Origin of the sequence: Sphingobacterium sp. ML3W (assembly GCF_029542085.1) — a bacterium.
Classification (GTDB): Bacteria; Bacteroidota; Bacteroidia; order Sphingobacteriales; family Sphingobacteriaceae; genus Sphingobacterium.
On record NZ_CP107036.1, the window covers coordinates 501,731 to 524,396 of the forward strand.

The 22,666-nt window shown below is 39.7% G+C and carries 22 protein-coding genes, 1 tRNA gene and 1 riboswitch; of the genes, 2 read left to right on the forward strand and 21 right to left on the reverse strand.

What is annotated here, in order from left to right:
• Positions 1 to 5: 5 nt before the first annotated feature.
• A riboswitch (TPP riboswitch) is annotated at positions 6 to 148 on the forward strand.
• Between the two features lie 60 nt (positions 149 to 208).
• On the forward strand, positions 209 to 829 hold the full coding sequence (gene pnuC, locus OGI71_RS02090; protein ID WP_282253647.1) for a nicotinamide riboside transporter PnuC: 621 nt from the start codon (positions 209 to 211) through the stop codon (positions 827 to 829).
• A complete protein-coding gene (locus OGI71_RS02095; protein ID WP_282253648.1) occupies positions 804 to 1,898 on the forward strand; it encodes an acyl-CoA dehydrogenase in 1,095 nt (364 codons plus the stop codon). The genes pnuC and OGI71_RS02095 overlap by 26 nt, the downstream gene beginning before the upstream one ends.
• 201 nt (positions 1,899 to 2,099) lie before the next feature.
• Here the strand turns inward: OGI71_RS02095 and OGI71_RS02100 are convergent.
• The 21 genes from OGI71_RS02100 to fabG form a co-directional block, all read right to left on the reverse strand.
• Positions 2,100 to 2,171: transfer RNA gene (locus tag OGI71_RS02100), tRNA-Arg, on the reverse strand.
• A gap of 395 nt (positions 2,172 to 2,566) precedes the next feature.
• Positions 2,567 to 3,859, reverse strand: a complete 1,293-nt coding sequence (locus OGI71_RS02105) for an AMP-binding protein (RefSeq protein ID WP_282253649.1) — start codon at positions 3,857 to 3,859, stop codon at positions 2,567 to 2,569.
• Positions 3,856 to 5,520, reverse strand: a complete 1,665-nt coding sequence (locus OGI71_RS02110; RefSeq protein ID WP_282253650.1) for a C45 family peptidase — start codon at positions 5,518 to 5,520, stop codon at positions 3,856 to 3,858. Before OGI71_RS02110 ends, OGI71_RS02105 begins: the two co-directional genes overlap by 4 nt.
• Positions 5,477 to 7,018, reverse strand: a complete 1,542-nt coding sequence (locus tag OGI71_RS02115; protein ID WP_282253651.1) for an NAD(P)/FAD-dependent oxidoreductase — start codon at positions 7,016 to 7,018, stop codon at positions 5,477 to 5,479. Before OGI71_RS02115 ends, OGI71_RS02110 begins: the two co-directional genes overlap by 44 nt.
• Positions 7,011 to 10,637, reverse strand: a complete 3,627-nt coding sequence (locus OGI71_RS02120) for a 1-acyl-sn-glycerol-3-phosphate acyltransferase (protein WP_282253652.1) — start codon at positions 10,635 to 10,637, stop codon at positions 7,011 to 7,013. The genes OGI71_RS02115 and OGI71_RS02120 overlap by 8 nt, the downstream gene beginning before the upstream one ends.
• 1 nt (position 10,638) lies before the next feature.
• Positions 10,639 to 11,811 carry a DUF2062 domain-containing protein gene (locus OGI71_RS02125; RefSeq protein ID WP_282253653.1) on the reverse strand — a complete coding sequence of 391 codons (1,173 nt, stop codon included), beginning with the start codon at positions 11,809 to 11,811 and terminating at the stop codon, positions 10,639 to 10,641.
• Positions 11,812 to 11,817: 6 nt separating this feature from the next.
• The gene (locus tag OGI71_RS02130; protein WP_282253654.1) at positions 11,818 to 12,195 is read right to left on the reverse strand and encodes a hypothetical protein; all 378 of its coding nucleotides are present in this window, start codon (positions 12,193 to 12,195) and stop codon (positions 11,818 to 11,820) included.
• A gap of 56 nt (positions 12,196 to 12,251) precedes the next feature.
• On the reverse strand, positions 12,252 to 12,869 hold the full coding sequence (locus OGI71_RS02135) for a hypothetical protein (protein WP_282253655.1): 618 nt from the start codon (positions 12,867 to 12,869) through the stop codon (positions 12,252 to 12,254).
• Positions 12,847 to 13,479 carry an outer membrane lipoprotein carrier protein LolA gene (locus OGI71_RS02140; RefSeq protein ID WP_259180681.1) on the reverse strand — a complete coding sequence of 211 codons (633 nt, stop codon included), beginning with the start codon at positions 13,477 to 13,479 and terminating at the stop codon, positions 12,847 to 12,849. The genes OGI71_RS02135 and OGI71_RS02140 overlap by 23 nt, the downstream gene beginning before the upstream one ends.
• Positions 13,469 to 14,239, reverse strand: a complete 771-nt coding sequence (locus OGI71_RS02145; protein WP_282253656.1) for a polysaccharide deacetylase family protein — start codon at positions 14,237 to 14,239, stop codon at positions 13,469 to 13,471. The genes OGI71_RS02140 and OGI71_RS02145 overlap by 11 nt, the downstream gene beginning before the upstream one ends.
• Positions 14,233 to 15,222: a beta-ketoacyl synthase chain length factor gene (locus OGI71_RS02150; RefSeq protein WP_282253657.1), complete on the reverse strand. Its 990-nt coding sequence runs from the start codon at positions 15,220 to 15,222 to the stop codon at positions 14,233 to 14,235. Before OGI71_RS02150 ends, OGI71_RS02145 begins: the two co-directional genes overlap by 7 nt.
• Positions 15,203 to 16,396: a beta-ketoacyl-[acyl-carrier-protein] synthase family protein gene (locus OGI71_RS02155; protein WP_282253658.1), complete on the reverse strand. Its 1,194-nt coding sequence runs from the start codon at positions 16,394 to 16,396 to the stop codon at positions 15,203 to 15,205. The genes OGI71_RS02150 and OGI71_RS02155 overlap by 20 nt, the downstream gene beginning before the upstream one ends.
• 3 nt (positions 16,397 to 16,399) lie before the next feature.
• Positions 16,400 to 16,657: a phosphopantetheine-binding protein gene (locus OGI71_RS02160; RefSeq protein ID WP_108633207.1), complete on the reverse strand. Its 258-nt coding sequence runs from the start codon at positions 16,655 to 16,657 to the stop codon at positions 16,400 to 16,402.
• Between the two features lie 4 nt (positions 16,658 to 16,661).
• The gene (locus OGI71_RS02165; RefSeq protein ID WP_282253659.1) at positions 16,662 to 17,261 is read right to left on the reverse strand and encodes a hypothetical protein; all 600 of its coding nucleotides are present in this window, start codon (positions 17,259 to 17,261) and stop codon (positions 16,662 to 16,664) included.
• Entirely contained in the window at positions 17,262 to 18,416 is a 1,155-nt protein-coding gene (locus tag OGI71_RS02170) for a beta-ketoacyl synthase N-terminal-like domain-containing protein (protein ID WP_282253660.1), read from the reverse strand.
• The gene (locus OGI71_RS02175) at positions 18,413 to 18,862 is read right to left on the reverse strand and encodes an acyl-CoA thioesterase (RefSeq protein WP_282253661.1); all 450 of its coding nucleotides are present in this window, start codon (positions 18,860 to 18,862) and stop codon (positions 18,413 to 18,415) included. The genes OGI71_RS02170 and OGI71_RS02175 overlap by 4 nt, the downstream gene beginning before the upstream one ends.
• Positions 18,863 to 18,864: 2 nt before the next feature.
• Complete coding sequence (locus tag OGI71_RS02180; RefSeq protein WP_282253662.1) at positions 18,865 to 19,302, reverse strand: hypothetical protein; 438 nt, start codon at positions 19,300 to 19,302, stop codon at positions 18,865 to 18,867.
• A gap of 249 nt (positions 19,303 to 19,551) precedes the next feature.
• The gene (locus tag OGI71_RS02185) at positions 19,552 to 20,433 is read right to left on the reverse strand and encodes a hypothetical protein (protein WP_282253663.1); all 882 of its coding nucleotides are present in this window, start codon (positions 20,431 to 20,433) and stop codon (positions 19,552 to 19,554) included.
• A 14-nt stretch (positions 20,434 to 20,447) separates the two neighbouring features.
• Positions 20,448 to 20,684 carry an acyl carrier protein gene (locus OGI71_RS02190; RefSeq protein WP_282253664.1) on the reverse strand — a complete coding sequence of 79 codons (237 nt, stop codon included), beginning with the start codon at positions 20,682 to 20,684 and terminating at the stop codon, positions 20,448 to 20,450.
• Positions 20,685 to 20,693: 9 nt separating this feature from the next.
• The gene (locus tag OGI71_RS02195; RefSeq protein WP_282253665.1) at positions 20,694 to 21,920 is read right to left on the reverse strand and encodes a beta-ketoacyl-[acyl-carrier-protein] synthase family protein; all 1,227 of its coding nucleotides are present in this window, start codon (positions 21,918 to 21,920) and stop codon (positions 20,694 to 20,696) included.
• Between the two features lie 4 nt (positions 21,921 to 21,924).
• Positions 21,925 to 22,656 carry a 3-oxoacyl-ACP reductase FabG gene (gene fabG / locus OGI71_RS02200; protein WP_282253666.1) on the reverse strand — a complete coding sequence of 244 codons (732 nt, stop codon included), beginning with the start codon at positions 22,654 to 22,656 and terminating at the stop codon, positions 21,925 to 21,927.
• Positions 22,657 to 22,666 lie beyond the last annotated feature (10 nt).

Below are 22,666 nucleotides of genomic sequence, written 5' to 3' on the forward strand. Positions count from 1 at the left end.
TAAACAATATACTTATGGGGTGCTCGGAAATGACAATGTCATCTGGGCTGAGATTATACCCAATAAAAGCGATTGTACGACCTTGTGCAATCGCTTTTATATACCTGATCCGGATAATGCTGGCGTAGGGATTTTAATTTCAATAAAAACATTCGTTTTTTCCGCTCATAAGTTTATTATGTAATTACACGAACTAATAAACAATTGAATGACTTCTGACACAATTTTCGAGGCTTTTATTCAGCAAATGCAGCAAGCCACCATAGCGGAATGGCTGGGGGTATGTTTTGGTATCTTGCAGGTTTGGTTTTCAAGGCAAAATAAATCGATCAATTACCTCTTTGGGATAATAGGCATTATCATATCAGTATATGTATTATTCCACGCAAAATTATATGCAGAAATCTTGTTGCATCTCTATTATTTGGTGATGAGCATCTATGGTTGGATCTATTGGAAATATAGCAGTGATACAATCGTACCGATCAGCCGTAGTACAGCCCGAGATTGGCAGATTGTTGGTTTTATCTGTGTAGTCGGTTTCCTATTGTTCTATTTTGGTCTGGTGCATTTAACTGATTCGGATGTTCCGTTATGGGACTCGTTTGTTTCCTGTACAGCTTGGGCGGGGATGTGGCTATTGGCAAAGCGTAAACTTGAAAATTGGATTTTATTGAACATCAGTAACCTGATGGCAATTCCCTTGCTTATACACAAAGGTCTATTCGTTTATGCTGGTTTAACCTTATTTTTATTTGTGATGGCTTTTAGTGGCTATTTTAATTGGCGGAGAATATTAAGTGATGAAAAAAAATATGCAACTGACTGATGCAGCTATCGCTGTTCTAAAAGATCAGCAACGTAAAGCAATTCAGCAAAAGAGTTTGTCTGATGAGCAGCTTGAACTGATATACCTGAACAAGTGGTTTAAAATCTGGGTACCACAATCTCTGAATGGCTTGGGGCTAGATCTGGTTAGTGGGCTTTCCTTGTTGAAAGCGCTGGCCTACCAGGACGGGGGATTGGCATGGACGGTAACTTTATGTGCGGGAGCGAATCTTTTTGTTGGTTTTATTGACTCCGAAGTTGGGCGTGATATTTTCACTTCAAAAAAGGTATGTTTTGGAGGAAGTGGGCAGATTGCAGGCATCGCGGAGCGTGAGGGCAAGTCTTATCGCTTGAAAGGGCTTTGGAAGTATGCCACTGGAGCACCACACCTGACACATTTTACATTGAACGCTTATATTCAGGCGGATGGTCAGCAACTCTTGGATCAGGAGGGAAATCCAATTGTAAAATCTTTCTTTGTCGCGCGTGAATTTGCATTGATTCATTACGATTGGGATACCTTCGGCCTTGAGGCGACAGCATCGCATTCTTTTTCACTAGACAATATACGGGTAGACGAAAACCAGTCTTTTCTTATTGATGCCTCAAAAAGTACACGACCTGAGCTGCTCTATCAATACCCTTTTATGCCATTTGCGGAGTTGACCTTATTGATGAATTTTATGGGGATGTACGATCGATTTTTAGATCTGATCGAGAAGTTATTTGTATTGAAGTCCAATCAGGGGAAATGGGAGCAAATGGAAAGTAAAGCTGCTTTCCGAAAATTGGATGAAATGCAGCAGGACTATACAGCTAGGGAAAATAGTATCATGGAGCTTGCTGTTCGATCTTGGGATAATCTCAAGGATGAAGCTGATAATAACGCGTTATATGAGCGTATAGCTATAGAAAGTAGAGACTTTGTGGAAACTATTCTGTCTAATGTCATTAAACTCTATCCTCATACGGGGATTTCGGGCGCAGCCACTGACAATGAAATCAATATTTTGTTTCGGAATATATTTACGGCATCTCAGCATAAATTGCTGCAAAAGAATTTGTCTTAAACGTCGGGCTAGACAAGCATGTTGCAATAGAATTTTAACTGGAGATCCTTGAAGAGCTTGGAGTTATAATTGTTAAATAAAACCTTTCATGATTCCATTGAATCACCAACAGTCATGAAAGTTCTTGATGGCCTTTGAAAATAGACACTTTCAGAAAAAAAGACGATCAATTGATCGTCTTTTTTATTGTTAAATAGGAAGTGTCCCCGACGAGATTCGAACTCATATCGTCAGAACCGGAATCTGAAATTCTATCCATTGAACTACGGGGACGTGTCGCAAAGATATACTATTTTCTAGATCTTACAAATAATCTTTGCTATAAAATTTAAACTTTTGAGTGGGGAATTTCTGGAGCATATCTCACCTGTTTTTTGACGTCCCCGCTTTTATAATTTGCGTCATTCCGCTTTTCTGCGCTAACTTTTTGTCTATTAATATTATGCGTGAAAGTAAGCTCCATTCGCCTTGATTAATTAGGATATTGTAACCTGTTTTCATCAGGCAAGATGGATTGAATATCGAAATCTGATCGTTTAATTTTTTTGCTGACTACAGAACAAAGGCCGTTAATGATAGGCCTATTTAAAGCAGATTTGCGCGATTAAGTTGTCAATAGTCAAATTATCGTTTTCTTTTATTGAGCTTATTGTTCATTTTTACCAGATTTACTGCTCTCTTTTATCACGCAAATACGTCGGTTTTCTGTTCAGTGGATTATAGATTTTGCTAATTAGTATCTCTTCCCGTTCAAATTCCACTGTAGGAATTACACGTAATTTAGCTTGAAAACTATCTTTTATTTCCTTTAATAAAGTGGCATTTTCTTGTTTGGTAGCGATTAAAATTCGAATATCGTCGGTTCCAATTGCTGTGCTAGATATCTCAATCTGATAATGTTCAATCTCTTTGTAACTGGCTAATACATCAAACATTGCCGGAGGAAACAAGGTGGTTCCTTTATATTTGATCATCTGCTGTTTTCTTCCTTCGACTGGACCTATTCGATAGCTGTTTCTGCCACAGGTGCAGGGGGCGGCATGCCGTCTAACCATATCACCGGTTTTATAGCGCAATAATGGCATTGCTTGAATACCTAAAGTTGTTACAACGAGCTCACCAAGTTGCCCATCAGGTACGGCATTGCCATCGTTGTCCAGTATTTCCGTAATAATCAATTCTGGATGCTGATGACCACCATTGAAAGCTTCACATTCAGTAAATGCCGAACTCATTTCGGTGGAAGCATAGGTGGAGTATAGGTCAATATTCCATTTCTCCTGAATACGTTTGGCCAGTTCATTATCTTTTAATTCGGCTGTTCTGAGATTTTCACCAATGCAAATAGCCACTTTCACAGAGCTATTATTGTAATCGATGTTGTGCTCTTCGGCATAGGCGATCATTTTAAGTAGGAACGAAGGAACAACAACGAGAAATTTAGGTTTAAACTGTTGTATTGAATCCCATTGCATTTGTGGTATACCGGCTCCGATACGGAGTATTCCAGCGCCAATTTTACGGAGACCGAGGAAGTAGGCCAGACCCGCCATAAAACGACGATCTAAGGTTGTCATGATCTGCACACGATCGCCCTTTTGTATACCAACACGTTGAAATGAAATCATTTCATTGTAGGCAAGCCGCTCCAGATCTGCATCCGTAAGTCCGAATACAACCGGCGTACCTAATGTCCCTGAAGTCGTAGAATAGTCAATAATCTGATCTTGGGGAACGCATAAGAAATCCCAGTTGAACTGTTGCAGCTGTTCTTTGGATGTGGTTGGAAGTAAGGGCAGGTCTCTGATACCGCGAATGCTTTGAATATTGATCGCTTCAGTTTTGAATAATCGTCTGTAATAACTCGAATGTGTATTTAAGTAGTTTAAAACAGTCCTGAGCTTTTCATCTTGAAAGCTGGTTATTTCCTCAATACTTGCTTGTTCTATGTTTGGGTTCATCGATGATCTCCTTTCTTTTCGATCTTTCGGATATATGAAGCAATATTTTTTTGATCAACCGCGGTTGTTACTTCAAGTGCATTAGCCCGTTGGAATTGGTCCAATGCTTCTCCGTATCTTTTTTGATCGAAATAGTATTTTCCTTTTTTATAATAAACTGCCCAAAACAATGGGTTTAATTCTTGATAGTCCTGCCATTCCGATTCAGAAATCGATTCTTTGGTCTTTAATTTATGGTCGATAATACGGTCTAAAATGCGATATTGCTCATAATCCTGATATGACTTGCTATTTAAGAACGGATCCTGAGGGATATTCAATCCTGCACTTGACACCGAATGGCCGGCTTGATGTAAAGTACTGTCAAATATCTTGTTTAGGTCATAACAGACAAATTCGCCGAGCTGATAAGGGTTTGCTGATACCCAGACAAGACGTTTTTCGGGTTGGAAAACAATGCCATGATGTGCTAAAAGCTGGTTTAGTGCCTTTTCGTTGCCTAATCCTATTTCCTTATTTTTTAAACCATTCCGGTCCCTTAATATGGTTGCGACCTCATTAGGAGTGAGTTTGTCATGTTCCTGTAGCTGCGCTGTCAACAATTGATAGCGATAGGTACTGTGGCTTTCCTCAATTTGCTTTAGGTTGCGCTTGTCCGAACGATATGCAGGGCTTTGAAAATGGTTCGTGCACAACAGATGGTTCGTGTTTTCAGATTCGTATACATCAAATTTATGTGGTGACATTTCAATTAAAATTGCTTTTCCTTCATCTGCGGAACCAATCATCAATGATTCAGAAATAAAAATGGGGTGCTTTTTTGCAATTGCAATCGCTTCTTTAAAATTTCGTGCATATTGGAGAATTTCTCTTGCCACTATAGATATTGGGGTTTTTGCAGCCCAAGGAATAGAAGATTTCCCCGCATTAAGTGTCACTGTAAGTCCTGCACCATTCATTCCGGAGACAACTCCGATCATCCCAGCCCAGCCGACGGAAAGAAAGGCATAGCCAGAATCAGGTTTAACAATGGAAATGAGCTTATTTTTACTAAAATCATCCCCGGCATAAAAATCAAAATTTCGGCCGATAATTAGGCCTCCATCCGCGGACTTCTGATCCCAGGCCGCCAGAGAGGAGCAGCCGACCAAAGCAAGATCCTGAAAAGCATGACCCAGATCGTGTGCACCGTGTAGAAAAAGACTACGTTGATAGGGATCCATTAGGGCGTCATAACGTGGTGAAGCATAGGTTGACAAAGCAAAAATCTCCTTTTTATATTCCGATGGGATATATTTATGGATCTTACGATTATAAATTTTTGTCAGTCGCATCATCCATTTCTGTTTCTTCGTGGAGGGGATAAATTCCTGTATTTTAGAAAAGAATGCATCTTCCTGATAGGCATATAACGATCGTGTCAATAATCCTGTTTTTAACCCGATTTCCATTGGATTTCCAGTGACATAGAGTTCCCAAAGTCCCTGTCTATTCTGTAATAGGAAATTACTGTCTACAGCAATGTAATTGCTTCCAGAATCGGATAACTTCAGTTCTGGTATAGTCTGTGTTTCAAATTTAGCTTTTTCTTTCAGTGCACCATTCAGTGTACATGAACTAAATAGCAATAGTATCCAGATCGTTAGCCACAGCTGTCTCATCGTTTTCTTTAAATAGGTCATCTTCAAATTCCTTTCCAAGCATCATTAAGCAACAGGAGAAGGCTGTAATCGTAACGCCCAATACACCATGCATCTTGACATTTTGCCCCGTCAAAAATAAATTTTTGACTTTTGTTTTTGTAGAAATCAAGCTGTTCAAGGGATATTGGTGCTCTTTCAGGTAACCATACATGTTGCCTTCTTCCGCGCCAATAAAGTCGCGATAGGTCAATGGGGAAGAGGTATGGACTGATCGGATTGCATCCTTTATATTCGGGAACAAATGCTGCAGCTCTTCAATAATTTGATTGGCTTTTGCGGTTTTAAATGCTTCATAACTATCTCCTCTGGTACTCAGTTGCTGTATAATCGAGCGATTGAAGCTTTCATCCCATTGCTGTACTTCTGCTGCCATCATATAGCACATGACGGTCATCGTACTGCAAAAGGTTTGATCTTGATCGTTACGGCTCATGGAGATGACCAAAGGCGATTGATCGTGATCATACCACACTGACTTTATATTTTTATAATGGTATATATTGTAGTTTTGGTAGGGAATAAGATCATCCTTACAGACGATGTAGACCGAAAATACAGAAGGACTCAGGGGGAGGCTGTGGATACGTTTGACATAGGCCTGTTTCTGAAAACGTTCAGGTAGCATCGCAAAAGTATGACGAAGATTGATATTTGAAACAAATTCATTTGCATAAATCAATTGCTGATCATCTGTACGTACGGCTTTAATCAACTGATCCTCCATTTCTACAGCAATGACTTCTTTGTTTTTCAAGATATCACCACCATATTTTCGCAATTGGCGTATCAGTAATTTTGCGATTTGACTTCCTCCATTTATACATCGCCAAGCAGATTGAATATAGGAGTTGATGGTCAGCGCATGGACATAAAGCGGCGTACTCTCGGCCTTGGCAACATATAAGAAATTGGAACCAACAAGAACAGCTTTAAGTAGTTCATTGTCGGTCAGCTCATCTAGGAAAGATTTTAATGAGGTCCCTAGGACGGTTTCATTGAATCCAAAGCTTTTCCGAAGATTATACATCGGAAAGGAGTTACAGATTTCCTGTATTTTTTTGCAGTAATTTCTTAAAGCTTCTTCTTCTTCCGGAAAATAGGGGAGCAATTGATTGATGAAATTATCATAACCTTGAGCGTGCGGGTAATTGATCGGATCTCCTTCAAATGAAATTCGGTCATATTCATCGATATCCATGCGCTGGATGGCTAGATCCTGCATGATGCCCAGGTAATCAAAATATTTATACAGGTTTTCACCTTCACCTAGCCCGCCAATATAGTGTACTCCAGTATCTAAGATCTCCTTGTCGCGTACAAAGGTCTGTAGATTGCCACCATATTGATTGTTCTTTTCAATGACACATACCTTGCGCCCAAATCTGGCCAGCAGTACAGCGGTAACGAGACCGCCGAGGCCTGAACCGATGATCACACTATCATAGACCTTACCCATTCGTTTTTCTCTTTAATACATAACTGTGCTGGTCACTAAATATCTGTTCAAAACCTAGGTAGCTCCGTGCTTGTACAACATCATAATATATGATCGTCTGTACTGAATCCGCAATTTCATAGTTTTCGTCGTTGCTCCCGAAAATCACTACATCCAGTTTTAATTGACTTTCAGCAAGATGTTTTAGATAGGTTAGTTTACGTTTTCGAACCAAATAGTTATTTGCCGCAATAATGCGTTTTTCTGAATCCCGGATAAAGGTTTCTATTTGCCGTTGCGCCTGTTGCATGGTTAACAAAAATTCAATATGACCATAATTGTCTCCAATATGCAAAATTTTTGCATTTGCTGCAATGAATTTATTCCATGCAGCGTAGGATGTCTGAAAGCGGTCAAAGGCGTTTAGGCTGGCTTTTTCTATTTCACTTTCTTTATAACGATAGTTTAAACTGATTTTTTCTCTAAAATAAGCTGGATTTTCAAACTCATTTCTAATATCCGCAAATTGTTGTTTAAAAAAGCGACTGATATTTTTACAACGCAGGGTATAATTGTTACCAAATTGCTGATCTGTGGCAGGTATCCTTTTCCCTATGACTGTGCTTAATGTACCGTCATAGATAATAAAATCGCCTTTAGGACATACATCTGCAGCGCCATGGATGTAAATTGGGATGATATCCAATTGCAATTGTTCGGCCAGATAAAATGCTCCTTTGTGAAATCGTTGTATGTCATTGGTCGCCGATCGTGTACCTTCAGGAAAGATAACGATAGAAAACCCTTCGTCTATCCGTTGCTTTAATATTGTTTTGGTCTTTTCTAAATCATCATCTAACATCAAAAATCCGGCCCGCCGAACTACTCTTCCAAATACTGGTGAGTTATAAACCCATTCGTTGGTGACAAAAATGCATTTTGGCATTAAACGCCCGATCAGCAAAGTATCCAATAAGGAATTGTGATTGGCAATAATGATCGCCGGTTTTTTGAAATCTTCTCCGTGTGGATTGAATTGCTGCTTTTTGACAAAAGGATTTGATTTTAGGACGGAATCCCCAAAGCGGGACATGAGCCTTGTTATCAGGGCTCGGTTGCGGACAAGACTGAAAATAAAACCGGAAACAACACTTCCGATGATGTAATAACTAAAGGAAAAGAGAGCGAATAATCGCAAACGCAGCGTCAATGGAGAACGACCTGCTGCTGGCCTACGGCTAAACAATAACCTAAAAATAATAGGATAGAGAACGAAGGTGTTTAAAACGGCGGCGGTTACCCCGAGCAAGGAGACCGCGGAAATAGATTTTAACGCCGGATGTTTGGCAAAAATTAGTGCACCGATAGCCAGAATTGTGGTCAATACGGCAAGGAGAATGGATGTACGGTAGGTTGGCATCTCATCTTTGCCGGTACTGTATTCTTTTTGTAAGGCCGCTGTCATGAATATCGCAAAATCCACACCATGACTGAATACTAATGTACATACGATCGTGCTGAAAATATTGAATTCAAGATGAAATAGACCCATGAGTCCACCAGTGACCAATCCTGTCAATGCAATGGGGATCATACTGACCAATGTCAGCTCAATACGACGAAAAGACAACCAGAGAATAATAAATATCGCGATAAAGCTGTAATTAACCAAGGTATTGAAATCATTTACGAGCTGGCCCAGAAAAGTTTCGTTCATCTCTTTTCGGTCAATCACAACAGTAGTTTTGTTGTTGAATTGCCCGATCAGATTTTCTCTGTATTTTTCCTTTGTTTTTACGACAGTATTTGCTGTAAGAAATCCATTTTTTGAACTCAGATACTCCGATAAGATACCACTATTTAGCGTGCGGTACTCAGCTAATGATATGGCTGAGTATTTTTGATCCAATAGATCAAAAAAAGCTTGATATGCATCGGGCTTAAATCCAAAGGCAGCGCTTGAACGGACAAGATTGCTGCGGATTTCTTTTTTACGTGTCTCAATCCAAAAGGCATTCCATCGTGCAATTTTTGCCTCCTGATCCTTTTTTGATAAAACAATTTCACCTATTGAGCTAATGGATGTGATTGTTGTATCTTGCTTTAACCTGTGATATAAGACGGTATTTTCGGAAAGAACCTGTTCGGAATTATTACCGTAACTTATTAAGAATAATGATTTTCTTTGCTGTTGCGCAGAATTTTCGAGCTTTTGCTCTGCCTCCTGAAGCTCCTTTGGGAAAAAGTTTAATGCCGACAGATCTTTATTGAAACCCACCCGCCAAAAAGTGAATAAACTAACAGCAACCAACAGATAACTAAAGACCTGTAGGATTTTATTTCTCTCGAAACTGAAAGCGGATATGCGATCGATAAGATGATTTTTATCATCCGAACGTTTATTATTGGGCTTATATATATGTGGAATGAGAATCAAGGAAAAAACTCCTGAAAAAAGAATAGCAATAAATGCGAAAATTCCTAAGTCCTTCAGCGCTTCGGAATTGACAAATAAGAGGCAGAGAAAAGATACAGCTGTCGTTCCGGCACTCATCAATATCGGTTTGGTGATTTCTTTATACAGATGCTTGATATCGTGCGTTTGTTTGAAATGCGTCATGATATGGAGCGCGTAATCAATGGTAATACCTATCAGGACCGCTGCGATGGAGATCGATATAGCCGAAATAGTACCTCTCAGAAAGTAGAGAAATGAGAGCGCTAATAATGCCCCAAATAATGATGGGATAAAGATGATGACGGGAATTTGTATTTTCTTATAAAAAAGAATCAAAATCAGCATCAATAGACTCATCGAAATAAGGATCGTTGTCTGGATATCCGTTTTGATTTGTTTTGCATTGGCAACAGCCACCAGTGAAGCTCCAAAATAACTTAATTTGGATTTCTTGCTATAATGCTGGTTGAGATCTTTTTTGATCCGGTTGAGTCCGTCGACAAAAAGGACATTATGTTCAGTCTCTGAACCCGAATATTTCGGATTAATAAAGAGTAATAGCTTGCTTGAGTCTTTCGTGATAATATAACCATTATAGAGCTGAAAATCACCGGCGATATTGAGTTGTTGGAATTTTTTTAGCGCTAAGAAACCAATTCCCAATGGATCCCGCTGTATAAAAGATTTTGCGATAATACTGGTGGGGGAAATTAATGCCGCGTAATTAGCCGCAACTGTCTGGGCTATGCTATCGCTGGAAAGTCGCTCTTCGATTGATTTATAATCGTTTTCATCAAGCAGGGTAGGCAACTGCCCGTAGACGAATTTCATGGTGTTCTCCATTTCTTCGTCACTAATCTGTCCTTGGATAGCCTGATAGTAGGGGGCAAGAGGCACGATGCTATCTGAAAAAGAGTTGGCCATGTCAACCATATCATCAATTGAAGCATCTTTCTCCCGCTCGATGATAACACTGATTTTATCAGAAAATTTTAGTTGCGCTAATATTTTGGCTATTTCGTTTGTTCGTTCGTTTTTCGGTATTATCCGGGTGATATCTTCTTCAAATTTCAGTTTCAAAGCAAAAAATCCGGTGGCAACCAAAAAAAATAGTGCAATTAACCAGGCAATATAGGGCTTCTTCTTAAAAAATAAATAGAGCTGATAGAAATAGTGCTGCATATTAACGTCGTTGATTTAACCTTAATAGAGTAAATGATGAAAGTCCAAATAGAACAGCGGTAAACAGGGCTAGAGCAAGACTACCAAAGAGATATTGCAGAAAGTGTTCAGATATGGATTGGAAATTAATATTGCTATAATCTCGCAGTGGTCTGGCATTCGGAATGATCAGTTTGCCGGTCTGTATAGATCCCCAAATGATCAATGGTATCATAGGGGGAATACTGACATTTGAAAAGGCAAAGCAGAGTCCTTTGTTAAGCCTAAAAATGGAAGCGAGAAAGATGGACAGAAAAGACTGAAACCCCCAGACTGGAGCAATGCCGATAAATACACCCAATGCGATGGAGATAGATTTAATTAGATCCGAATCATTGGTGCCTAGAATGTCCTCTTTTAGAAATTGCTTAAAGCTTTTTTTTTTGAAACTCTGGAAAGCATTTCTCGGGAATATATAAAGTAGGCTGATCAATACCAGGAATGTATTAAGTATACTGATCCGGGTGAAGTCTTTAAATGGTCGAAAATGGGAAACTCTCTCCGAGGGGTCGTAAAGTATTTTAATGGGCACATTTTTTACGTTAACACCCTTCCATGCCGAGCGAACAATTACTTCAATTTCGAGCTCAAACTTGTTGGTAAATAGTTTTTTAGGTATGAGGTCCAGCGGATATAAACGATATCCAGATTGCGTGTCTGCGAGCTTGATGCCCGTTTCAAACCAAAACCAGAAGTTTGAAAACTTATTACCAAAGCTACTTTTTTTTGGTATTCCGGCCTGATCCATCTGACGTTCACCAATCAATAGAACCCGACCATCACTCTGGTCAAGGGCATTAATAAATGTTGGAAGATCATCGGGGAAATGCTGCCCATCTGAATCTATTGTTATTGCATAGTGAAAACCTTGCTCTCTCGCCAAGTTAAAACCTATTCGCAATGCCTTTCCCTTACCCGAGTTTTTATCAAGATGCTGTATCTCAATGGATGGATACTTTGCCAAAATTTCGACTGTAGCATCTGTTGAACCATCATTGATGACGATGACCTGTGCGGTGTAGAACAATACTCCCTCCAGAACCCGCTGCAAAGTTTTTGCATTGTTGTATGTAGGAATTAGTACACATACATCTGCTGGGATCGCCATTTCACGGATAGGTTGCAAATTGAACATAGCTATTTAAATGGAATTAGTATAGCGATGAAAAAAGAGCTCCATTTTTAATGCGATAGTTTCGTTAAAAGAGCAATTGGCTTTGATCTGGATGGTATCAGCTTCTTTGATTGCTAATTCTAAACTTAGATTTGGATGAGCAAAAGGATCTATGATCGCATAAAAACGAATGTTTTTTGCTGCGCTCATACGCAGCTTTGATTGAAGTAAATCTTCACTTATATTTTTAATGATCTGTAACATGCATACCCCCGGTGTAACCGGTCTGTCCGGAAAATGTCCATTAAAAATAGAATGATTCGGATTAAGACTTATTTCCAACAAGTGTTTTCCATCTGCACTCAATCGACGTCCATGTATCTTATAAAAGTCTGCTAAAACCATGTCCCAAATATACAGCTTTATTTATTTTTCGTAAGCTGAGTTGTGTATCAAGTCAGTTAAAATGGAATATTTACAAAATCCATTTGCAACTTGATACCATAATGCTGCATACTAAACTTATCGAGTTTGCCGATGGAATCAGTGCTCAATTGGATTTTGAGTTTTGGTTTATATTTAGATGCGGTTTCAATTTTGGTTAATTTCCCCTGATCGTTTAGATCCAAAAAATATCGCTTCCCATCCATTTTGCTTAAAAATTTTCGTGAAGATGAATCTTGGTATGTAATTGGGTAATTCACTTGTGTTAAGGTCCTAAAGTCTTTAACAAGTGTATTGATGATGATCTTTTTGTTAAGATCCTGCATGATATAGTTGAGCTGATGCTTATCCTTGGCAATCGTCATGTCAAAGAGTGTATTCCCCAGATCAGAGGTAAGCACAATGCGGTGTTCCTGCTGATTTATTCTTTTAGCCACAAACATGCCTGAGAACTCTTTTTTATAAAAGCGGATCGTTGCCCGATAGAGACGTTCATCATTTAGATCTGCAAAATAAGGGTTCTGAATAACTGTATCCGCTTGTTTGTAATCCTGCTGTGTATGGTTTGGGTAGTATACCTTACAGCCGGTTAGGAGCAATAGGAGCAGTGTACTAAAAGCTAAATGACGCATCATCGATGGGTTGATTGATCTGTTTGTTTTTGAAAACAATTTTTGTGTAATCTTTAGATGGTTCTATTAATTGTACTTCAGATACCGTGAGCTGCTGATTATTAAAATAAAGAATAACTGTCTGTATATAAGTGGACAATTCTTTGGTTTTGGGCGATAATTTCGCAATCCGCTGGTTTTTATTTTTATAAAATGTGATATTGAAATCATTTGCCGAAAAAAGATCGCCGCTGATACTGCCAATGATCATTTTATTGATTTTCTCAAATTTCTTATTGTTGCCCAGATCCACTTTATTCTTCTTACCTTGATCATTTATGAGCACTTTATTGTCTTTGAAAAGAATCCCATATTGAATGGGCTTATTATATTTCCACAATAATTTATTTGGATTTTTTAGGAGCATTGATCCGCTGGACGTAATTTCCTTCGACAAAAAATCTAGGTGCTTGTATTGCACAAAGTCTGTTTTTAATGTTTTAATTTTTTGTGCTTCGGCTACTACCGTTTGTTTGAAGTTGCTGATCTCAGCATTGGACATGGCTTCTTCTTGCGCTTTTGTGTAAGCAAAATGAAATAAACAAATAATGAGTAGAATGAGCTTAGTTTTCATATACTTTTTGATTTAAGAAATCTTCTAAATTTAACGCTTCTAGTTTGTTTGTCTGTAATTCTATCAATAAACTTTTAACAACATGGACCGTTTTTTGGGATGTATCATGCAACAAAATAATCTTACCGGGACGGAGTCTTTTCTTTATGCGTTTGAAAATTTTATTTTCGTCTCGATTTAGGGTATCCAAAGAGCGGATACTCCAGCCGATCGATGTCATTGCGCAATAGCCTAGTGCTTTTGCAATATGCGGATTACTGACGCCAAATGGCGGTCTATACAGCAATGCTTTCTTTCCTGTGATTTTCTCAATCGCCTGATTTGCATGTTTCATTTCAACAGCAACGCTGTCACTAGAAAAGAAACCGATCGAATTAGGATGATTCATACTATGGTTGGCGATAACATGTCCCTGCATAACAATTTGTTTTGCTATTTCGGGATATTTGAGTACCTGCGAGCCGATACAAAAAAAACTGGCTTTGACACCGTACTGATCTAATAAACCCAGAATTTCCAGCGTATAGGGGCTAGGACCATCATCAAAGGTGATGGCGATTTGATTCGTACTTGTCTTACGGTCACAGGTGGAGTGCATAAAGAAATTCAACCGGAGGTCAAAAGCCCCCCAGGATAATGTGCCGATATATAGTAGCAATACAACAAGGAATGGATAATAGAGCTGATATTCTTTCCATAGTAATATTGCAATTAAAAGTAGTGCAATGCATCCGTATGTTGTATTTCTAAAATTTAGCATCTTGATAACAGCATTAAACTGTTTTGTTCTCCAAAATTACAGATAAGAATATTTCGATCATGTTGTATTTTACCTTCATTTAGACTGATCGATGTTGAGAAGGTTTGATCGTTCAGTCGTTTTAAAGCCAGATCAAAAGCAAACACAATGTCGGTGTCGAATATTCCGGTTTGAGAATTATACTTTATTTTGTTGATTTTCTCCAATATTGGTGATCCGGTGCTAAAGGGGGCTTCTACTGTTGTTGAACTATAGATAATGGTATCTATTTGATTTATAGTCAGCTGGTTTCTTTTAATGAATTCGCCGATTTGTTTTTCCGATGAGTGATCAGCAGTATTACGATAGATGTCGATATCCTTTAATTCGCCGAGGGTGTGGCTGTCTTTTTGATTGGAAAATACAAAGAAACCAGCACCTTCAGTTTGAATGTCGTTTGTATCGTTTATCTGATCTCTGTCGATTGCATTGTTTATTTCAATACTAATATCTGAAAGCTCGTCAACGGCACCGACCAATAGCGAGATGTGTTCATTCATTGTAAGCTGGATATAGGCGTCTAATGCGGCGGATTCAAAGGATATTCGACCTTGAGAATAGGTCATATTATAACCTGAATTTTTGGTCAGTAATGCAATTTGCCCTGCGACGGTATTATGAGTAGACTGGATAAAGGCCGTAGGAGATAAGAAATCCTCTTTTTGTTCAATGATCGCTTTTAGAAATTTGTCAGAGTCAACCAGGCAACCTTTACCTGTACCGACCAATATACCATCAGGATTGGGGCAGTCCGCTTGCCGCATCGCTTCCATCCCGCAGATAATGCCCATTTTTACGGCCTTGGACATGCGTCTTGTGGCAGCAGGGGGGACTAGCTCGCTATCTATTTTTGGTAAGTTGATCTTTATCCACTGTTCTGTAGTATCCAGCTGAGCTGAGTTAATGACAGCGACGCTGCTACCATTAATATAAACTTTCTGCATCGGAAAAAATTAAAGTTGAGCAATTTCCGCCAAATCCAAAAGAGTTGCTGAGGACATGTTTGATGGAGGATGATCGATGATCGGTTACTGGCTGTAGTGCAGGTTGTTCCATTGCTGTTTCAAACCTTAAATTGGCAAAAGCCAATTGATGCTGGATTGCCAGTAAGGCATAAATCGCCTCTATACCAGCGGCGGCCCCTAATGTATGGCCTGTATAAGCTTTTGTTGAACTAAAAGAAGGAACATTGTCCCCGAATATACGCTGTATGGCAATCGCCTCAGTTCGGTCATTATTTTCTGTTGCTGTTCCATGTGCATTGATATAATCAATTGCGTCAGGAGCCAACCGGCTTATTGTTAAAGCTTCTTTCATCGCCAAATAAGCCCCTTCACCGCTGTCTGAGGTAGCTGTTTGATGAAAAGCATCATTCGCATTGGCGAATCCCGTAAGGTAACCTAATATAGGCTTAGGTATTTTTTCTAGTGCTTTAGCAGACTCTAGTACCAGAAAGCCTGCACCTTCACCGAGGTTTAATCCGTTTCTATTCTGGTCGAATGGTCGATTAGGCTTGTCAGATAGGAGCATCAAGCTGTCAAATCCATTGATTGTAAACCGCGATAAAGCATCTGAACCGCCAACCAAAACACGTTCTGCACGACCTGAAAGTAATAAACGGGCTCCAAAACTAATCGCATTGGCCGCCGAAGAACATGCTGTGCTGATCGCTGTAGCAAATCCATTACCACCCAGTAATTTTGAAAGCGCAGACGCCGAATCTCCCACATCTCTTCTCTGTATGAGCGTTCTATCGCCATTTAAATGTGGAAAGTATTGTTCGAAAATATCCATTCCGGCGACAGATGTGCCCATAATAACGGGTATATTTCCTAGATCTGTTATCGCTGCTTGTGTCAGGGCTTCCTTGGCAGCAATGGCGGCCAATAAACTTGTGCGTGAGCTGTATTTCGGAACGGTAGTTCCCAACTTTTCTACTAGCTCCTGGTTTGTCCAAGGGACTTCACCAACAAGGGTGCCCGCTTGATGTTTTCCCGCAATATGCTGAAGTGGTTTAATACCATGCTGTTTCCGGAGTAATGAATGATAGTTTTGCGCTACGTCATCTCCGATAGCGGTAATCATTCCCATTCCGGTAACAGCAATCGCATTATTCATGGGTTATTTTGTTCTATTTTCTGAAATATAGTGGGCAAGGGTGTCAATGGACTGAAAAATTGTCTTTCCAACTTTTGGATCAGTCACTTTGATGCCATAATCTTTATCCAATAACACGGTTAATTCCAATGCATCGATCGAATCGAGCCCAAGGCCATCTCCAAACAGAGGAGCATCGTTTTCAATGTCTTCTACCGCAATCTCTTCCAGATTTAATGCTTCTATTATCTTTGCTTTTAATTCAGATTTCAATTCTTCCATTCCTTTATAACATTAATTGTCTTACGACGTTTAAATCATGCGCTAAATTGCCTGTTTTTTCCACAAGATACAAAACCAATTTATAGTTTTCTTCCAAATATTCTACCCAACCGCACATTACTTTTTCTGCTCTATTGCTGTTTAAAAGGTAATTGCAGTAGTTTACTGTGAGTTGGCTATCAAACTGCTCCGAAACAAAAAATATATTCTCCGTTTGCAGATGATGTCGAATCGCAATCTCACCGATACAGACATTTGGTAAAGTGTAAACAAAAATTGCAGGACTTGGGTAGTATTGTTCCGTGTTGCTGATCGTATGTACATGCTTTAAATCTGTATCGTAGCTGCTGGAACGATTTGATAACACGATGGCAATATTTTTGGAAAGCTCCTCTTTTAGCAATAGCTCAGCACCAAGCCAGGCTAATTTGCTAAGATTATCCATTTTAAAAAACTTGGGATAAGTCGTTCCCAGCGAATAATAAAACGCCTTCGAAAAGATGGAAAATTCCGTTGATATTTCTGCTGACAAGGGTTGACCATTGTAAAGTACACCATGATGATCAATACGACAGTGCTTGCTGATATGATATTTACGTTCCATCTATAAGATCTCCTTCTCAAACAGTATTGCCGTATTGGTGCCCGCAAATCCAGATGCTGTTTTCAGGCAGCGGGAGAGTGGCTTGTGAATTGTTTCTGTGATCACCGCCAGCGGCAATGAGGTTCCCTGTTTTTGATAACCTAAACTGGGTAATAATATATTATTTCGTAAACACTCCAGGGAGAGAATGGTTTCTATGAGTCCAGCAGTACCCAATGTATGTCCAAAATAGCCTTTCAGGCTATTGATCGGTTTGTCGGCCAGTTTCGTACGATGCAGTGCTATGGCCTCCATTTCATCATTATATACTGTGGCGGTTCCGTGGGCGCAGATAAAATCGACCGCTTCCGGCAAGGTAGCGGCTTCGGCTAAAGCTCGTTCTATGCTACACTTCAGACCTTCTCCTGTACGTGAGGGACCAGAAATATGGTTTGCGTCATTGATTGAGGCTTCTCCAGCGACATAGAATTGTCGCTTTTGGCCTGGAATTGGTTGTTTGCTGATATAGAGCGCTGCTGCCGCTTCACCTAGATTCAAGCCTTTTCGGTCTTCATCATAGGGTCTGCAAATCCCATCACTGAGTGCCTGAAACGATCGGAATCCCGAAAGGACAAATTCGCTCACCAAATCGGAGGCAACAATGACAGCATCTTTGCAATAATCCATCTGGATAAGTCGTTTAGCCGTTGAAATAGCCTGTAGACCCGAGACACAGGCATTACTGATAACGATAGGGCTACGTTTAAAGCCAAATAGGTATGCTATCCGCTGTGCGAGTGCAGGGAGGCTAGCAGCTACACCATCCTTATCTTTGCCATCACATTGGGCAATATTACCTTTTGTTGTGGAAATGATCAATTCGGTCTCCGTAGTAATATCAAGGTTTCTGACTATTGGTAACAGCGCCGAAATCATCAGTTTTTCCAGCTTTGTGAACCTGAAAGCTTCAGCTAATTTTATATCCTGTAGTTGCGCTGTGAAGTAGCTGTCGAGTTCATCCCTGGCAATTATAGCAGCATAAGTATTGGGAATTTCGCCGATTGGTTCTTGAAGAGTAATACCTGATTTCCCCTCGAGAACAGCGCTCCATGTGTCTTCAAGCGTACAACCCAAGGGGGATATGCAATTGTAAGGGCCTATATATACCTTTCTCATCTGTTGGAAAAATGGAGCGAGTTTTTCCACTGTTGAAAAAATTCTGGGAGATACAACTGCAGGTTTCCGGATGCATCCAAAAAAACCTGGATTGTTTCGCCTAAACAGACAATCTGATTGTCATCGTTTAAAATGCGGTAACGGTAGATTATTTTTGCCGCTTTGCAATCAACCAAGCAGGTTTCAATGCGTGCATGTTCGCCATACCGTAAAGGCAATTTGTGCTCGCAGGTGCTTTTCACAATAGGCGTGGTATAGCCCTGCTGATGAATGTCCAGATAAGTCAATCCATGTTCGATTCCGAAGGATTCTCTGCCATCTTCAAAATAACTGATATAATGACCATGCCATACTATTCCTAACGAATCGACTTCATTAAAACGTATACGTAAAGGACTTGTCCAGCTGACCTGATTAACTGGTTCTGGTAATTTGTTTTTTGCCATAGTTAAGACGCTATTACACTTTTTATCTCGGCATAGGCGATGCGTCTATCTCCGATGAAGGTCTCTACTGAGACAAGTGTGACTCCCATAAATTCCTGCAATATTGTAGCGTTGGTCGATATATCTTCACCAACCATCGGAAAATAATCAATAGCAATACTTTTTATTGTACCGAGGTAACCGATTGGAGCAGCCTTTTGCTGGATATAGAAACTGTAACCAGTATGTAGAGCAATGGATTGGGCCATATGTTCTAAAATACCAGCTTCGAGGAATATCCTATCTTCAACAAAAATATTATCTTCCTGAATAGTTAAGCCAGCTTGCACGGTAGTGTCCGTAAAATCATATAAGGTGTCAATCATTATCATAGGAGCTCGATGCGGAAGCAATTCCTGCAATAATATGCTATCGGTTATTGGAAATGGGCTTGCTGTCATTTATATTAAAGTTGCACCAAAGGTAGTAATTTAAAGACAAAATCAGGGATTACGGAAGCTTCAAAATTGCTTGTAAGGCATTATAATGGATGAAATGCGGCTTAGAGAGGGATATTTGGTGTTAATTTTTACTGTAATAGTTTTTTTACAGTAGTTGCAAATTACGCTGTGCTTTTTGAAAGCGTGTAACTTTTAATCATTACTTTTTTTTGTTCGATAGAATAAATAATATGCTGGTGGATAGCGGATTTATTTGGAATAATCTTTCCAAAAATCAAAAAAATTAAACCATTGAAGTGGATGTTTTTTTATCATAGTTGAAAGGGATTCGCAATAGAATTGTAGCAGACCTTGGGCGTCACGGTGCCTGATTTCAACTTCCCACGCATATAAGTGATAGTGAAGATTGGGCTCTTTCATAACATATACGAAAATAACAGGTACTTTAAGTCTGGAGGCAATCAAAAAAGGTCCCGCCGGAAATTGGGTCTCTTTCCCAAGCAACTGAGCGCGGAGTGTTTTGGTTCCTTCCATATAGCGATCACCAGTAAAGACAATCAATTCGTTATTGGTCAGTGCCTCATTTATTGCAAAAACATGGGAGAGGTCTTCTTGGATAACAATGAATTTTATGGAAGATTTGCGGGCTACTTTTGATAGATAGGCTCTGATTGCTTGATGTTCCCGATCTGAAATTACCAGGTTGATCCGGTTTTCAATATTAATATCTTCCAGAAAATAGGATGCAATTTCAAAGTTACCGATATGGGCTGAGAGCAGGATACCACCATTTTTCCTTTCCAATGCGGATTTTAATATATCTATCCCATCAAATTCATAAGTGAATTTGTTGCGCATTCCGGCAGAGATCGCGGTTTTGTCAATAAGTACTTTACCGAATGTGAAGTAACTTCTGTAGAAACCAATAACTGTTGCCCCAAGGGAATATCGGAGACGATATCTTAAATAATAGTACAACGATCGATTGCTATTCCAGGCCGTTATAAAATAATAAAAAGCCACGAATACCAACAGCAGATATGCTGTGCGGATTCCCAGCTTTTGAATACAGAAGACAAAAATTCTATATCCTAAGACACTACCTTTGGATTGTCCTTTCCAGTGGCTCATCAGTAAAGTTTGGCTTAGTTTTCACCGGTTTTACGTTTTAAAAGATCATAAAAGTCTTGAAAGGTTTGAATGTTCGCAAAATCTGATTCTACTAATTTAACACCAAAATTGGACTCAATGATAACGACAAGATCGACGTAGTCCAAACTATCTAGATTTAAAGTGTCTTTTAAATTTAGATTCGGCTGAATTACGTCAACATCCACCTCAAACTCATCAACAAGTATTTCGTTAATCTTTTCAGAAATCATTTTTATAAGTTAATCTTTAATTTTTTTAATAACTAAGGCGGAGTTAGTTCCCCCAAAGCCAAAAGAATTGGACAAATATAGATCAAATTCTTTAAATAATGTCTTCTTAACAATATTTAATTTGGCCGAATGCTCATCTGGATTTTCGAAATTAATGTTTGGGGCAATAAAATCATTTAGCATCATAATATTGGAGTAGATGATTTCACTGGCGCCAGCCATCCAACATTCGTGTCCAGTCATTGATTTTGTAGAACTGACGAAAGGTTGGTTTTCACCAAATACACGCAGGATCGCTTGGGCTTCATTTGCATCACCTACAGGTGTTGATGTCGCATGCGCGTTGATGTAGGCGATATCTGTGGGACTGATTTCCGCTTGTTTAATCGCCCGTTGCATAGCTATAGCTGGCCCGTCGACGTTTGGCGTAGAGATATGACCGCCATTGGATGAAAAACCGTAACCGAGTATTTCGGCGAGGATAGGCGCGCCTCGACGTATTGCTGATTCATAACTTTCGATAATTAACGTAGCTGCTCCACCCGAAGGCACCAAGCCAGAACGGTCTTTGTCAAAAGGGCGCGAAACTGTTGTAGCCGGTAAAGCATCATTTCCAAATACCCCTAGACCATCAAAACTGGCCATTGCATATTTGTTGATCTCTTGTGCGCCGCCACATATAATCATGTCCTGCATTCCACTTTTTATTAAATTGAATCCCAGACCCAAGGAATGAGATCCCGAAGCACAGGCTGCTGAAATCGTCATATTGATTCCTTTCAATCGGAATATGGTGGAGAGGTTCATGGTCACCGTAGAGTTCATTGATTTGAAAATTGCCCCCGAACCGATAAGGCTGGTGTCTTTTTTTTCGCGGACAATATCAACGGCCTCAATGATTGCTTTAGATACCGAATCATTACCATATAAGATGCCGATCTCATGTTGATCTAGATAAGTATCATCAATGTCCGCATTTTTTAAGGCTTCCATCGTCGCCAGATAGGCGTATTCGGTTTCTTCGCCAATGGACATCCGTTGGCGACGGTTTAATTCATTTTTTAAATTAGGTAGGGGTACAGCACCCGTCAGTGCTGAGCGAAACCCAAATTGCTTACGTTCGGTATCGAAGATTATACCCGATTTTCCTGCTTGAAGAGATTGCTTTACTTCATCCAAAGATGTTCCTAAGCAGGAATATATCCCCATACCCGTGATCACTACTCTTTGTTCCATAGCTTTACGAATAAACTCCCCCATTTATGTTAATCACCTCGCCTGTAATATATCCCGCTTTTGAAGAAGCCAAAAAGCTGACTAAGTTGGCAACTTCTTCGGGCTCACCAAATCTATTTGCGGGTATCAATTTTTTTAATTCTTTTTCATCCATATTAGCTGTCATATCGCTATGGATAAACCCTGGTGCTACAGCATTGACCGTAATGTTCCGTTTGGCGACTTCTTGTGCTAATGCTTTGGTAGCACCTAGCAAAGCGGCCTTCGCAGCTGAATAGTTGGTCTGGCCCGGTGTTCCCTTGACGCCAGAGACTGAAATAATATTGATGATACGACCATAACGTTGGCGAAGAAGCTTTTGTATGAAAAACTGTGTGACATGATAGAAACCGTTTACAGTCGTGTTAATGACTGAAGACCAGTCTTCGCTGGACATCCACATAAATAAACCATCCTTGGCAATACCAGCATTGTTGACAATGACCTCGATAACGGCTTCCGGGTGACTGGCTTCCCATTGGGATAGGGCATTGGTGACTGCCGCATGGTCTGCCACATCAAATTTTAAAATAGTTCCAGTTCCACCTGTCGCCTCAATGCCAACAAGCGTTTCCTTTGCTGCATTCTCATTATGCTGAAAATTAATCAATACATGATAACCTAATTCCTGAGCTAGTTTAATACAAATTGCTCTTCCAATTCCTCTAGATCCACCAGTAACTAAAGCACACTTCATCCTTCGGTAC

Coding starts and splice junctions, on each gene's coding strand:
- OGI71_RS02145 (WP_282253656.1), bottom strand. CDS start 14,239: ATGCTAAATTTTAGAAATACAACATACGGATGCATTGCACTACTTTTA.
- OGI71_RS02135 (WP_282253655.1), bottom strand. CDS start 12,869: ATGATGCGTCATTTAGCTTTTAGTACACTGCTCCTATTGCTCCTAACC.
- OGI71_RS02120 (WP_282253652.1), bottom strand. CDS start 10,637: ATGCAGCACTATTTCTATCAGCTCTATTTATTTTTTAAGAAGAAGCCC.
- OGI71_RS02095 (WP_282253648.1), top strand. CDS start 804: ATGAAAAAAAATATGCAACTGACTGATGCAGCTATCGCTGTTCTAAAA.
- OGI71_RS02115 (WP_282253651.1), bottom strand. CDS start 7,018: ATGGGTAAGGTCTATGATAGTGTGATCATCGGTTCAGGCCTCGGCGGT.
- OGI71_RS02140 (WP_259180681.1), bottom strand. CDS start 13,479: ATGAAAACTAAGCTCATTCTACTCATTATTTGTTTATTTCATTTTGCT.
- OGI71_RS02110 (WP_282253650.1), bottom strand. CDS start 5,520: ATGAGACAGCTGTGGCTAACGATCTGGATACTATTGCTATTTAGTTCA.
- fabG (WP_282253666.1), bottom strand. CDS start 22,656: ATGAAGTGTGCTTTAGTTACTGGTGGATCTAGAGGAATTGGAAGAGCA.
- OGI71_RS02165 (WP_282253659.1), bottom strand. CDS start 17,261: ATGGAACGTAAATATCATATCAGCAAGCACTGTCGTATTGATCATCAT.
- OGI71_RS02170 (WP_282253660.1), bottom strand. CDS start 18,416: ATGAGAAAGGTATATATAGGCCCTTACAATTGCATATCCCCCTTGGGT.
- OGI71_RS02180 (WP_282253662.1), bottom strand. CDS start 19,302: ATGACAGCAAGCCCATTTCCAATAACCGATAGCATATTATTGCAGGAA.
- OGI71_RS02105 (WP_282253649.1), bottom strand. CDS start 3,859: ATGAACCCAAACATAGAACAAGCAAGTATTGAGGAAATAACCAGCTTT.
- OGI71_RS02195 (WP_282253665.1), bottom strand. CDS start 21,920: ATGGAACAAAGAGTAGTGATCACGGGTATGGGGATATATTCCTGCTTA.
- OGI71_RS02160 (WP_108633207.1), bottom strand. CDS start 16,657: ATGGAAGAATTGAAATCTGAATTAAAAGCAAAGATAATAGAAGCATTA.
- OGI71_RS02130 (WP_282253654.1), bottom strand. CDS start 12,195: ATGGTTTTAGCAGACTTTTATAAGATACATGGACGTCGATTGAGTGCA.
- OGI71_RS02150 (WP_282253657.1), bottom strand. CDS start 15,222: ATGCAGAAAGTTTATATTAATGGTAGCAGCGTCGCTGTCATTAACTCA.
- pnuC (WP_282253647.1), top strand. CDS start 209: ATGACTTCTGACACAATTTTCGAGGCTTTTATTCAGCAAATGCAGCAA.
- OGI71_RS02175 (WP_282253661.1), bottom strand. CDS start 18,862: ATGGCAAAAAACAAATTACCAGAACCAGTTAATCAGGTCAGCTGGACA.
- OGI71_RS02125 (WP_282253653.1), bottom strand. CDS start 11,811: ATGTTCAATTTGCAACCTATCCGTGAAATGGCGATCCCAGCAGATGTA.
- OGI71_RS02190 (WP_282253664.1), bottom strand. CDS start 20,684: ATGATTTCTGAAAAGATTAACGAAATACTTGTTGATGAGTTTGAGGTG.
- OGI71_RS02155 (WP_282253658.1), bottom strand. CDS start 16,396: ATGAATAATGCGATTGCTGTTACCGGAATGGGAATGATTACCGCTATC.
- OGI71_RS02185 (WP_282253663.1), bottom strand. CDS start 20,433: ATGAGCCACTGGAAAGGACAATCCAAAGGTAGTGTCTTAGGATATAGA.